General features: G+C 72.8%; 12 protein-coding genes. 4 read left to right on the top strand and 8 right to left on the bottom strand.

Annotated elements, in window-relative coordinates:
- The first annotated feature begins 61 nt into the window (after positions 1-61).
- Both NYZ95_RS06785 and NYZ95_RS06780 read left to right on the top strand, forming a co-directional pair.
- On the top strand, positions 62-532 hold the full coding sequence (locus NYZ95_RS06785; protein WP_262850034.1) for a hypothetical protein: 471 nt from the start codon (positions 62-64) through the stop codon (positions 530-532).
- Entirely contained in the window at positions 529-1737 is a 1209-nt protein-coding gene (locus NYZ95_RS06780) for a hypothetical protein (RefSeq protein WP_262850032.1), read from the top strand. The genes NYZ95_RS06785 and NYZ95_RS06780 overlap by 4 nt, the downstream gene beginning before the upstream one ends.
- 19 nt (positions 1738-1756) lie before the next feature.
- On the opposite strand, the gene NYZ95_RS06775 is transcribed toward NYZ95_RS06780, so the two are convergent.
- Positions 1757-2584, bottom strand: coding sequence for an NAD-dependent protein deacetylase (locus NYZ95_RS06775; protein WP_262850030.1), 828 nt, complete (start codon positions 2582-2584; stop codon positions 1757-1759).
- A gap of 53 nt (positions 2585-2637) precedes the next feature.
- Here NYZ95_RS06775 and NYZ95_RS06770 point away from each other — a divergent pair, with 53 nt between their 5' ends.
- Entirely contained in the window at positions 2638-3441 is an 804-nt protein-coding gene (locus NYZ95_RS06770) for a lytic murein transglycosylase (RefSeq protein WP_262850028.1), read from the top strand.
- A 121-nt stretch (positions 3442-3562) separates the two neighbouring features.
- On the opposite strand, the gene NYZ95_RS06765 is transcribed toward NYZ95_RS06770, so the two are convergent.
- Both NYZ95_RS06765 and NYZ95_RS06760 read right to left on the bottom strand, forming a co-directional pair.
- Positions 3563-5788 carry an MMPL family transporter gene (locus NYZ95_RS06765; RefSeq protein WP_262850026.1) on the bottom strand — a complete coding sequence of 742 codons (2226 nt, stop codon included), beginning with the start codon at positions 5786-5788 and terminating at the stop codon, positions 3563-3565.
- A gap of 42 nt (positions 5789-5830) precedes the next feature.
- A complete protein-coding gene (locus tag NYZ95_RS06760; RefSeq protein ID WP_262850024.1) occupies positions 5831-6406 on the bottom strand; it encodes a TetR/AcrR family transcriptional regulator in 576 nt (191 codons plus the stop codon).
- A 132-nt stretch (positions 6407-6538) separates the two neighbouring features.
- Here NYZ95_RS06760 and NYZ95_RS06755 point away from each other — a divergent pair, with 132 nt between their 5' ends.
- Complete coding sequence (locus NYZ95_RS06755) at positions 6539-8464, top strand: acyl-CoA dehydrogenase family protein (RefSeq protein WP_262850022.1); 1926 nt, start codon at positions 6539-6541, stop codon at positions 8462-8464.
- On the opposite strand, the gene NYZ95_RS06750 is transcribed toward NYZ95_RS06755, so the two are convergent.
- Genes NYZ95_RS06750 through NYZ95_RS06730 form a run of 5 tightly spaced genes read right to left on the bottom strand, consistent with a single transcriptional unit; the run spans position 8461 to position 12752 of the window.
- A complete protein-coding gene (locus NYZ95_RS06750) occupies positions 8461-9972 on the bottom strand; it encodes a sodium/solute symporter (protein ID WP_262850020.1) in 1512 nt (503 codons plus the stop codon). The genes NYZ95_RS06755 and NYZ95_RS06750 overlap by 4 nt on opposite strands.
- Complete coding sequence (locus NYZ95_RS06745) at positions 9969-10343, bottom strand: hypothetical protein (protein WP_262850018.1); 375 nt, start codon at positions 10341-10343, stop codon at positions 9969-9971. The genes NYZ95_RS06750 and NYZ95_RS06745 overlap by 4 nt, the downstream gene beginning before the upstream one ends.
- 1 nt (position 10344) lies before the next feature.
- On the bottom strand, positions 10345-11094 hold the full coding sequence (locus tag NYZ95_RS06740; RefSeq protein WP_262850016.1) for a LytR/AlgR family response regulator transcription factor: 750 nt from the start codon (positions 11092-11094) through the stop codon (positions 10345-10347).
- Between the two features lie 46 nt (positions 11095-11140).
- Positions 11141-12232, bottom strand: coding sequence for a sensor histidine kinase (locus NYZ95_RS06735; protein ID WP_262850014.1), 1092 nt, complete (start codon positions 12230-12232; stop codon positions 11141-11143).
- Positions 12233-12251: 19 nt separating this feature from the next.
- Positions 12252-12752: a GNAT family N-acetyltransferase gene (locus NYZ95_RS06730; RefSeq protein WP_262850012.1), complete on the bottom strand. Its 501-nt coding sequence runs from the start codon at positions 12750-12752 to the stop codon at positions 12252-12254.
- Between the last annotated feature and the right edge of the window lie 9 nt (positions 12753-12761).

Here is a 12761-nt window from a genome sequence, read left to right as displayed (position 1 = left end):
GGTCTGCGCGACGCGAGCCTGCCCCCGAGACAGGTCGCCGCCGTGCCGATACGGTGCGGGGATGAGCCGCAACCGACGTCGCCTCGTCCTCGGTGCGTGCACGGTCTCCCTGCTGCTGGCGGTGGTCGTGGTCGCGGCAGTGACCGGGTGGGGCCGCGAGGACGCCGAGGCAGGTCCGGAACCCGACCGCACCGCCGGCACGCAGGCGCCGCTGGGAGACTGCGCCCGCATGACGTACGACGGGCGGACGTACTACTCGGTGGGCCGCCAGCTCGCACGCGACGACCTCGTGCCGCCGGGCGACCCGCTGAACGACGGCGAGGGACCCCGAAGCTGTGACCCGGACGCCATGGAGACGTTGGAGTTCCGACCGGCCGGGGTCCGCCACATCCCGGGTGTCGATCCCGCGCGGGCGGTCGTGGCCCGGTACGACCCGAGCCGAGACCGCGACGCGCTGTACGTCGCCGACCCGGACTACCCGCGCACCGGCGCGCTCCCGGACGACCTCGCCGAGGCCCTCGACCTGTCATGACCGTGCGGCACGGGTGGCTCCGTACGGCAGCGCTGGTCCTCGCGCTCGCGTCGCTGTCCGCCTGCTCGTCGGCCGCGGACCACGCCACGTCACCCTCCCCCGCGCCGGCCGAGTCGCCGTCGCCGCGCGCGACGACCGCCGTCAGCCCGTCCCCTCGCGCGCTCCCCGGCGGGTGGGAGGCCGAGGCGCTGCCCGGACGCCTGAGGCCGGTGGTGGCCACGACGGACGGCACCCGGCTCGTCGTGAGCGGCGGCGCAGGCTCGGGTGACGACGCCGAGCCGCGTCTCCTCCTCCGCGGCGAGCGGGGATGGGAGGACGTGCGGCTCACGCCGGAGACCGGGTACGGGCGGGTCGCCTCGCTGGTCGAGCTGGCCGTAGCCCCGGACGGGAGTGTCGTGGCGCTGGGCAACGCCACCGGCGGGGCTCACCTCATGCCGCGCTGGACCGCCTGGTCGGGCACGCTCGACCGGGTCGACGAGAAGCCGCAGGTGTTCGAGACCTTCGGCGGGCCGTCCGCCGGTGGGCTTGCCGGCGTCGCGTCCGCGCCGGTCGCCACCGTGATCGGGAGCTGGGCCACCTCGCCCTCACGCTTGTCGCCCGCCGTCTGGCGCGAGGACGGCGGGCGGTGGCTGCGCCGTACCGACGTCGGTGCGTTCGCGGACCGCGGTGACGTCCAGGCGCTGCCGGCCGCGGTCGCCGCGACGGAGGCGCACGTCGTGGTCGTGGGCACCGAGACGACGACCGATGCGGCCGGGACGCGGCAGGCCGCCGTCGCCTGGCGTACGAGCGACCTGGGCCGATGGGAGCGGTTCCCGCTCACCGACCCGGCTGGGTCCGGCGTGTCGAGCGGGGCGACCGACGTGTCGTGCGCCGCGGACGGGTGCGTGGTCGCCGGATGGGTCGGGCCGCGTCTCGCCGGGTGGCGGCTGGACCGGCAGGGCGTGGAGCGTCTGCGGCCACCGCCTGTCGCCGTCGAGCCGTACGTCGCACGCCCACGGGCGGCGTACGACGGGTCGTGCGTCGCCCTCGCCGCCGGCCAGGAGTCGCGCGACCTCGTGGCCTCGACCGACGGCGTACGGTGGCGCGCGATGCCGGTTCCGCAGCCGGAGGTCACCGATCTCGCGCTCGTCGGTGGGCGGCTCTTCGCCCTCGCCCCCGACGCGGGAACACCCCTCGTCGCGCGCGACGACGCCTGCCGACGGTGACCCAGCACCCACGCGTTGGCTACGCGGCGAGCGACGACGCCAGCGGCACCAGCGTCTCGGCACACCCGGCGTCGAGCTTCAGCGTCGCGAGCTCGTCGCCACGGGTGCGGCCGCGGTTGACGATGACGACCGGTGTGCCGGCCTTCGCCGCCTGGCGGACGAACCGCAGCCCCGACATCACCTGCAGCGACGACCCGACGACGAGCAGGGCGTCCGCGGCGTCCACGAAGGACCGGCACCGCTCGACGCGGGGCTTCGGGACGTTCTCACCGAAGAACACCACGTCCGGTTTCAGCCGCCCGCCGCACCGCTCGCACGCCGCGACGCGGAACGCGCTCGTCTCCTCCAGCAGCGCGTCGCCGTCCGGCGCTATCGCGTACGCGCCCTCGCCGTATCCGGGGTTCATCGCGTCGAGCCGCTCGTGCAGCGCCACCCGCGACGTACGGTCACCGCAGTCCAGGCACACCACGTCGGCGATCCGGCCGTGCAGCGTCACCAGCTCGCGCTGACCGGCCTCCTCGTGGAGCCCGTCGACGTTCTGCGTGATCACGGCGTCGACGGCCCCGGCGCGCTCGAGCGCGACCAGGGCGTGGTGCGCGGCGTTCGGGGCGGCGCCGGTCATGTGCCGCCAGCCGACGTGGGCCCGCGCCCAGTAGCGCTGCTGCGCCTGCGGGGTCGCCACGAACTCCTGGTACGTCATCGGCTGGCGCGGCACCGAACCCGGCCCGCGGTAGTCCGGGATGCCCGAGTCCGTGCTGACCCCGGCTCCCGTCAGCACGACCGTACGCCGCCCCGCGAGCAGCGTACGGACGTCCTCGAGGGTCGGCGGCGGGGTCAACGTGTCCACACTTCGAGGGTACGAGGGCGGTCACGTACGCACCTGCGTCTACGCTGACCTGCGTGAACGGTCGGACCTGGACGAGCAGGAGCGTGCTCGTCCCTGCGGCGCTGGGCGTCGTCTGCGCCGGTGTCGGCCTCACGGCGTGGGCGAGCGGCAGCGCCGACGCGACGATCGGCGCCACGACCGTCACCACCCTCGACGCCCCCAAGCTCCCGTCGGGCGCAGCCTCGCCCCAGCCGGCCGACGCCGGTCTCACGACCTCCTCGCTCGACTCCGGGGTCGGGTTGTCCGGAGGTGGCGTCGCGCGCGGCTGGGTCTCCGACGCCTCCGCCCGTACGGGGATCAGCGCGGTCGCGCTGACCGCCTACGCCAACGCCGCGCTCCGTATCGGTGACGAGCAGCCCGGTTGCCGGCTCGGCTGGACGACGCTGGCGGGGATCGGCTGGGTCGAGACGCATCACGGCACTCTCGGCGGCAACGCCCTCCTGCCGGACGGCACCACCCGTACGCCGATCCTCGGGCCGGCCCTCGACGGGAGCGCGGGCCTCAAGGCGCTGCGGGCGCGCGCCGACGACACCGCCGCCCACGGCAACGCGACCTGGGACCACGCCGTCGGCCCCCTGCAGTTCATCGGCTCGACCTGGCGGCGCTGGGGCGCCGACGGGGACGGCGACGGCGTCAGCGACCGGCACGACATCGATGACGCCGCGTACGCCGCCGCCCGCTATCTCTGCGCAGACGGCAACGACCTCACCACAGGGTCCGGGTGGACCGCTGCGGTGAGGTCGTACAACCACTCTGACGCCTACGTCGCCTCCGTCCTCGCCGCGACGAACGACTACGGCGCACGCGCGGGAGGCTGACCCCGTACGCCCAGGGTCGGGTACCCGAGCGAACCTCCGGACACCCGACCGTGCACAGTCGGGGCGGGGTGCGTCCGCTGGGGTACCCGAGCGGACGCACCCTCGGCTCACACCGGTGGCGTCAGCGCGATCCCGCCGCGCCCGTCGACGCGGGCTCCTTCTGCTCCTGGGCGGCAAGACGCTTGGTGAGCTGGTCGCCCTCGATGTCGAGGTTCGGGATCGGCTTGTCGAGCCACTTCGGCAGCCACCATGCGGACTTCCCGGCGATCGCCATGAACGCGGGGATGAGGGTCATCCGGACCAGGAACGCGTCGGCGAGGATGCCGAACGCCAGTCCGAAGCCGATCGGCTTGATCATCGCCATGTCGCTGATGATGAAGCTGCCGAACACCGAGATCATGATGATCGCGGCCGCGGTGACGACACGGGCGCTGTGGCTGAAGCCGGTGACCACCGCCGCCTTCGCGTCACCGGTGTGCACGAACTCCTCACGCATCCGCGACACGAGGAACACCTGGTAGTCCATCGCCAGGCCGAACAGGATGCCGACCATGAGCAGCGGCAGGATGCTGATGATCGGGCCCGGCGTGTCGACTCCGAACAGGTCGGACAGCCAGCCCCACTGGAACACCGCCACCGTCGCACCGAGCGCCATCCCGATGGTGAACAGGAACCCGAGCACCGCCGACAGCGGCACCAGCAGCGACCGGAACACCAGGATCAGCAGCAGGAACGCCAGCCCGACGACGAGCGCGAGGTAGACGGGTAGGGCGTCGGCGAGCTTCTCCGACACGTCGACCGACACCGCGGTCTGCCCGCTCACGTACACCTCGGCACCGGTGTCGTCCTGGACGGACGCCACCGCGTCGCGGATGTTGCCGACGAGCTCCTGCGTCGCAGCCTCGGCCGGGCCACTCTTCGGGACCACGGTGATCGTCGTCAGGTCGGCGTCGGGGATCGGCTGCCCCGGCACCACCGCGGCGACATCCTCCTCGACGCCTTCGATCGCCTCCGTCGCTGCGCCGACCGCAGCCTCGGCGTCGTCGGCCTTCGCGGTGTCGACGACGACGAGGAGCGGACCGTTCGCACCGGCGCCGAAGCTGTCGGCGATCATGTCGTACGCCTTGCGCTGCGTCGTGTCCGTCGCCGCGGTGCCGTCGTCGGGCAGCGACTCCTCCAGCGACATCACCGGGATCGACACGACTGCGGCGATGGCGACGCCGAGGACGGCGACGACGGCCTTGCGCCGCGAGACGAACGACGCCCAGCGCTGGCCCATGGCGGGCTTGTCGGAGTGGTCGTCGGCCTCCGGGTCGTGCTGACGCAGGCCCGGGATCTTGCCCTTGACGATGCGCTTCTTCGCGAAGCCGAACAGCGCGGGCAGCAGCGTGAGCGCGATGAGGACGGCGATCGCGACCGTGGCCGCGGCGGCGAGACCCATCTCGGTCAGGAGCGAGATGTTGACGACCGACAGGCCGACGAGTGCGATGACCACGGTGAGGCCGGCGAAGACGACCGCGCTGCCGGCCGTACCGACCGCGCGCCCTGCAGCCTCCTCCGGGTCGCGGCCGATCATCACCTCGTGGCGGTGGCGCGACACGATGAACAAGGCGTAGTCGATGCCGACGGCCAGGCCGAGCATCGTCGCAAGGATCGGCGTCGTCGAGCCCAGCGACACGAAGCCGGTGAGTGTCGTGATGCCGGCGATGCCGATCCCGACGCCGATCAGCGCCGTGAGCAGCGGCATGCCCGCGGCGACCAGGGAGCCGAAGGTGAAGATGAGGACCACCAGCGCGACGACGACGCCGATCGCCTCCGACGCGCCGGTCTCCGGGATCTCCATCAGCGCGTCACCGCCGATCTCGACGGTCATGCCGGCCTCACGGCCGATCTCCGGTGCCTCCTCGAGCGCGTCGACCTGCGCTGCGCTGAGGTCGATCGACTGCTTCGCGTACGAGATCGTCGTGTACGCGACCGTCTCGTCGGGCGAGACCTGTCCCGCCTCGAACGGGTCGACGGCGTTGACCACGCCGTCCTGCCCGGCGAAGGAGTCGACGGTCTCGGTGACGGCGGCGGCGTACTCCGGGTCGGTGACCTTCGCACCCTCGGGCGCCTCGAAGACGATGCGCGCGGTCGCGCCGTCAGCGGCAGCCTGCGGGTTGCGCTCCTTCATCAGGTCGAACGCCTCGACCGACTCCAGCCCCGGCATCGAGAAGTTGTCGGACGTCTTGCCCGAGAGGGTGGCTGCGCCGGTGCCGGCGAGCACCAGGGCGATCAGCCACGCGACGAGGACGCCTTTGCGGTGGCGGAACGCCCACCGTCCGAGACGGTAGAGGGACCAGGACACGGTGTCTCCTGTGGGTCGAGCGCCCGCAGGCGCGGGTGCGGGTCAGGGTGTGGTGGTGATGCCCAGGGCGGGCAGGATCACGGCGTCCAGGAACGCAGCGAGGTAGGTCATGTCGGCCGGCTTGCGCTCGATGAGCTCGCGGACCATCGCCGGGCCGACCAAGGTCGGGACGAGGAACGGGATCGCCGGGTTGTCGGGGTCGATCTCGCCACGGGCGACGGCACGGCGCAGCACCTCGTCGACGACGCCGACCCGTGAGGCGATGACACGGTCGTGCAGCGACTCGGCGAGCGTCGGGTGGGTCTGGCAGGCGTGGAGGACGGCCCCGGCGAGCGCGATGTCGGGGTCGACCTCGTTGATCACCCGGTACAGCGCGAGGAAGTCGCCGCGCAGCGACCCCGTCTCGACGACGGAGGGCACCTCCGGCGCGTGCGCGTCGAAGGCGGCCACGACCAGGGCTTCCTTGCTCCCCCACTGGCGGTAGAGCGTCGCCTTGCTGGACCGCGTCTCTTCAGCGATGCGATCCATCGTGAGCTTGTCGTACCCGAGCTCGGTGAGCAGGCGCAGCACCGCCGCGTACAGCTCGTCGGTGCGCTCGGGCGTCAGACGACTGCTCACCCATCCCCCTCGATCGAAACACACGACTATCGAAACGAAACAGTTTCGTTCCGATGCTAGGTCGGCGTCAGCCGAAACCGGAGCGGCCGAAGGGTGGTCTCGCTCACAACAGCCACCGGGTAGCGTCGAGGCATGGCCGACCTCGCGATCTCCCTCCGCTCCGTCCTCGACGGCCCGTACGCCGCAGCGCGTGACGTGAGCCGTGACCAGCTGGCAGCGACCGGGGTCCTGACCGACCCGACGCTGGCGCTCGACGAGCAGCGCACCCGCGTACGCGAGGCCGTCCTCGCCCTCGCGTCCACCGGCCTGCCCGGCGCCGGCTTCGCGACGTCGCACGGAGGCACCGGCGACATCGCCGCGACGCTCGTCGGCTTCGAGATGCTCGTCCACAGCGACGTCTCGCTGATGGTCAAGGCCGGCGTCCAGTGGGGCCTGTTCGGTGGCGCCATCGAGAACCTCGGCACCGACCGGCACCACCAGGCGTACCTGCCTCGCGTCATCAACGGCGACCTCCTCGGCTGCTTCGCGATGACCGAGACCGGGCACGGCAGCGACGTCCAGAGCATCGAGACGACAGCGACGTACGACGCCGAGACCGGAGAGTTCGTGATCGACTCGCCGACCCCGACCGCCCGCAAGGACTACATCGGCGGCGCGGCTCACGACGCGACGCTCGCGGCGGTCTTCGCGCAGCTCGTGACCGCCGGCCCGGGCGAGACGCCGCAGTCGCGGGGCGTGCACTGCCTGCTCGTCCCGATCCGCGACGCCGACGGCCGTGACCTCCCCGGCGTCACGACCTCCGACTGCGGGGTCAAGGGCGGCCTCAACGGCGTCGACAACGGTCGCATCGTCTTCGACCAGGTCCGCGTGCCGCGCGAGAACCTCCTCGACCAGTACGCGACGGTCGCCGAGGACGGCTCCTACTCCTCCCCCATCGAGAACCCGAACCGTCGCTTCTTCACGATGCTCGGCACGCTGATCCGCGGGCGCGTGAGCATCGCCGGTGCGAGTGGTGCAGCTGCGCGGCACGCGTTGACGCTGGCCGTGCGGTACGCCCTGAAGCGGCGCCAGTTCGGCCGTCCCGGCACCGACGGCGAGACCCTGCTGATGGACTACCGGACCCACCAGCGCCGGCTGCTGCCCGCGCTCGCGCGCGCGTACGCCCTCCAGACCGCGCAGAACGACCTCGTCGGCACGCTCGCCCGCATCCAGGGCGGCGGCACACCGGCGGACCCGACGGAGCAGCGCGAGCTCGAGGCGCTGGCCGCGGGCGTGAAGGCGTACGCGTCGTGGCACGCGACGGCGACGATCCAGGAGTGCCGGGAGGCCTGCGGTGGCGCCGGCTACATGGCCGCCAACCGCCTGACCTCCCTGAAGGCCGACACCGACGTCTTCACCACCTTCGAGGGCGACAACACGGTGCTGATGCAGCTGGTCGGGAAGGAGTTGCTGACCGGGTACGCCGACGAGGTCCGTGGCCTCGACCCGGTGGGGATGGCCTCGTTCGCCGTCGCCAACGCCGCAGAGGTCGTGCTCGAGCGCACCCCGGTCGCGCCGTTGGTCGCCCGGCTGCGCGACGCGACCCGCCGCGAGGGCGACGAGCCCGACCTCCTGGACCGCGGGACGCAGCTCAGCCTGCTCACCGACCGCGAGGAGCACCTCCTCGAGACGCTCGCCCGCCGGATGCAGGCGGCCCGCAAGGCCACCGGGGAGGAGGCCTTCACAGCGGTCAACCAGGCGCAGGACCACCTCGTCCACCTCGGCCGGGCGCACGTGGAGCGGGTGGTGCTGGAGTCGTTCGTCGCCACCGTCGGCGAGGTCGAGGACGACGAGACCCGCGAGATCCTCGACGCGGTCTGCGACCTGTACGCGCTGAGCGTCGTCGAGCAGGACAAGGCGTGGTTCCTCGAGCACCGGCGGCTGTCGGTCGGCCGGGCCAAGAACGTGACGACCTCCGTCAACGCGCTCTGCGAGCGGCTGCGCCCGTACGCCGGCGACCTGGTCGACGCCTTCGGCATCCCGGAGAACCTGCTCGAGGTGGAGATGCTCGGCAGCTAGCGGTCCGCCCGGTCGAGCCGGAGCCGCTCCGGCGTGTGCAGCCGCACCATCGTGCGGGCCACGTTGGACGGCCGGCGGTGCTGGGTCGCGAGCGACACGAGGACCATCACGGCGAACGCGAGCGGCACCGACCAGGCCGCGGGGCGCGACAGCAGGAGGTCGAGCCAGCCGTCGTCGCTGCCGCGGACGATGGTCGCGACGACGGCGCCACCGGCCCCGATCCCGCCCGCGAGCATCCCCGCGATCGCCCCGGCGGCTGTGAGCCGGCGCCACCAGATCCCGAGGACGAGCAGGGGGCAGAAGGTCGACGCCGCCACGGCGAACGCGAACCCGACCGAGCTGGCCACGGCGATCTGGTCCGAGGCCAGGGCGAGGCCGAGCGGGAAGACGGTCCCGACGACGGCACCCGCGCGTACGGCGGCGACCGGCCCGAGGGCGCGACGCCCGAGCGAGCCCTGGGCGAGCACGCCCGCGAGCGACATGGTGAGCCCGGAGGACGTCGACAGGAACGCCGCGAAGGCGCCCGCCGTCAGCAGCGCGCCCAGCACGTCGCCGAGGGTGCCGCCGATCACCCGGAGCGGGAGCTCGAGGACGACGATGTCGCTGCTGCCCGTCCCGGCCAGGTCGCCGGCGTACACCCGGCCGATCACCCCGTACGCCGTCGGCAGCAGGTAGAACGCGCCGAGCAGGGCCAGGACGATCAGCGTCGTCCTGCGCGCGGCACGCCCGTCGGGGTTGGTGTAGAAGCGCACGACGACGTGCGGCAGCCCCATCGTGCCGAGGAACGTGGCGACGATCAGCGAGTACGTGCCGTAGAGCGCGAGCGACGTCGTGTCCGCGGCCATGGGCGACAGCCACGCCTCCGAGGCGCCCGCGCCGGTCGGGGTGGGACGCCCGTCCTCGGTCCACGCGTGCAGCAGGAAGACGAGCGGCACGAGGAGCGCGGTCAGCTTGAGCCAGTACTGGAACGCCTGGACGAACGTGATGCTGCGCATGCCGCCGGAGACGACGTTGACGACGACGATCGCGGCGACGAGGACGGACCCGGCCCAGATCGGCGCCCCGGTCACGGTGTGGAGAACCAGACCGGCGCCCTGGAACTGCGGCATCAGGTAGAGCCACCCGATGACCACCACGAGCACGCTCGCCACGGCGCGGGCGACGCTGGACTGGACGCGGATCTGGGTGAAGTCCGGCAGCGTGTACGCGCCGGAGCGGCGCAGCGGCGCCGCGACGAACGCCAGCAGGACGAGGTAGCCCGCCGTCCAGCCCACCGGGAACCACAGCATGTCGGCACCGAGGGTGAGGACGAGCCCGGCGATGCCGAGGTACGAGGCGGCCGAGAGGTACTCCCCACCGATGGCCGAGGAGTTCCAGAGCGGGCTCACCGACCGCGACGCGACGTAGAAGTCGGACGTGGTGCGGCTGATGCGCAGCCCGAACAACCCGATGCCCAGCGTCAGCAGCGCCACCACGGTGACGGCCACGGCCGCGTACGAGCTGTTCACGGCCTCTCGACCAGGTCGCTGAACGCCCGCTCGTTGCGCTCGGAGGCACGGACGAACACCCAGCCGATGACGAAGAGCACGGGGTAGACCGCCGCTCCCAGCAACCACCACGGCAACGGGACCGACGCCACGGTGACGGTGTCGAGACCGGACAGCACGAACAGCAGCGGGAGGCTCCCGACGAGGAGCACCAGCACAGCGGCGACCGCGAGCGCGAGACGCAGCTGCGACCGCACGAGGGAGCGCATGTAGACCTCGCCGATCGCGGTCTCCTCGTCGATCTCCTGCTCGACCGTACGGCGCCGGTGCGGGCGCGCCGTCGTCTGCGGGCTGGTGATCCGGACCCGTGCGGGCGCGTCGTCGGCGGCCACCTCAGCCACCCGAGCGCGCGCGCTGCTGGACGAGGTCGCGCAGGTCGCGGGTGTGGCGCCGGGCGACCTGGAGCTCGGTGTACGGAGGGCCGCCCGCGTCGACGAGGACGGAGCAGCGGCCCGAGACCGTACGGACCTCGCGGACGCGAGCCGACGAGACGAGAAGGCTGCGGTGGATCCGGACGAACCCCGCCGGCGCCCAGTCGTGCTCCAGCGTCATCAACGGCGTCCGGAGGAGGTGGCTCTCACCCTCGGTGGTGTGGAGCCGCACGTAGTCGCCCTGCGCCTCGACGTAGGCGACGCTCGAGCGCGGCACGAACCGCGTGACCCCGGCGAGCTCTACCGCCACGACCTCGTCGTCGGAGGCCGGGGAGGCGACCTGGGGCGAGCGCGCGCCCACGACGCGGCGTACGGTCTCGCGCAGGCGGTCCTCGGAGACCGGCTTCAGCACGTAGTCGACGGCGTCGAGGTCCCAGGCGTCGACGGCGTGGTCCTCGTGGGCGGTGACGAACACGACCTTGGGCTGGGTCCGGAAGCGCGCCAGCACCCGGGCGACCTCCAGACCCGACAGCGCCGGCATCGCGATGTCGAGGAACACCGCGTCCACCGGCTCGGCCTCGAGGGCGCGGAGGACGTCTGCTCCGGAGGCGACGGCGCGGACCTGGCTCACACGCTCGTCCCGGCCGAGCAGGTAGACCAGCTCGTCCAGGACCGGCTGCTCGTCGTCGGCGACGAGGACGTGGAGACCCATGGCGCACGAGTCTAGGACGCGGGTGTGGCCCCCGTCACGCACCCGATCAGCGGGCGGCCCCGGGCGCGTACTTCGGGACGCGGACGCTCACCTTCGTCCCGGCGCCCGGCGCGGTCTCGATGACGATCCCGTACGCGTTGCCGTAGACGGTGCGCATGCGCTCGTCGACGTTCCCCAGCCCGACGGAGTCGGTGGACGGGTCGCCCGCCAGCGCCCGGCGTACGCGGTCGGGGTCCTCTCCCGCCCCGTCGTCCTCGACCGTGATCACGGCCTCGTTGCCGGCGTCGCGCGCGATCACCACGACGTTGCCGCCGCCGGCCTTGCGCTCGAGACCGTGCCGGACGGCGTTCTCGACCAGCGGCTGGATCGAGAGGAACGGGAGGGTCACGCTCAGCACCTCCGGCGCGACCTGGACGGTCACGTGCAGCCGGTCGCCGAAGCGTGCCTTCTCGAGCACCAGGTAGCGCTCGATCGACCGCAGCTCGTCGGCCAGCGTCGTGAACTCGCCGTGGCGCCGGAAGGAGTAGCGGGTGAAGTCGGCGAACTCCAGCAGGAGCTCGCGCGCCCGCTCGGGGTCGGTCCGGACGAACGACGCGATCGCGCCGAGGGAGTTGTAGACGAAGTGGGGCGAGATCTGGGCCCGCAGCGCCCGCAGCTCCGCCTCCATCAGCGCGGTGCGCGACTTGTCGAGCTCGGCGAGCTCCAGCTGGCTCGACACCCATCGGGCGACCTCGGTGGTCGTCCTCGCGAGCCCGGCGGACGCGGCCGGCGAGCTGACCACGACCGCACCCACGACGGCGTCCTCGACGCTCAGCGGCGCCACGATCGCGTGCGGGTACGGGGAGCGCGGCGTGCTGAAGGCCTGGGTCGTCCCCGCCGAGATGACCTCGCGGGCGAGCTCCATGACGTCAGTACGGCGTCCGCGGGCGCCGTCGGTGGCGAGGACCCGCTCGGTGTCGGTGAGGGCGACCGACGGCACCCCGAGGAGGGCGCGCAGGTGCTTGATCGCCTTCTCGGCGCTGTCCTCGTCCAGACCGCGGCGCAGCGCAGGCGCGGCCAGCGACGCGGTGTGCAGCGTCTCGTACGTCGCGCGGTCCTCGGCGGAACCGAGTGAACGACGCGACCACGGGGTCCTCATGCGAGGGAGTGTCCCACGCTCACGCGAGCGACTTCTCCAGGCGCACGAGCGTCCCCCAGGGCGCGCCGAAGGTCCGCTCGCCCCGCTCGACGTATCCGCGGTCGCGGTAGTAGCGGCGCAGGAACGCGTTGGTCGCGGCGGTGTCGAGGCGCACGTACGCCCGCCCCTCCTCGCGCGCCCGCGCCTCGGCCCACTCCAGCAGCACGTCCCCCAGACCCCGTCCGCGGTGGAGGCGACGCACCATCAGCCCGTGGACGTACAGCGCGTCGCCGGCGCCGACCGAGACGAGGTCGTCCCAGACGTCCGGGTCGTCGTCGAGGACCCGGACCGTCGCGTTCAGCGCGCCGTCGTCGCGCAGCACCCACCACTGCCCGGCGGCGATCTGGTCGCGGACGGTCGCGGCGTCGATCTCGCCGGGCTGCCACTGGTCGATGCCGACGGACTGCTGCCAGCGGGCGAGCGCGTCGCGCAGGGCGACGATCGCGGCAGCGTCGAGGGCGTACGCGCGGGTGGGGATCACGCCGCCCAG

Source organism: Mumia quercus (assembly GCF_025506335.1).
Taxonomy (GTDB): Bacteria; Actinomycetota; Actinomycetes; order Propionibacteriales; family Nocardioidaceae; genus Mumia; species Mumia quercus.
This window is presented reverse-complemented; position numbering and strand designations above follow the sequence as displayed.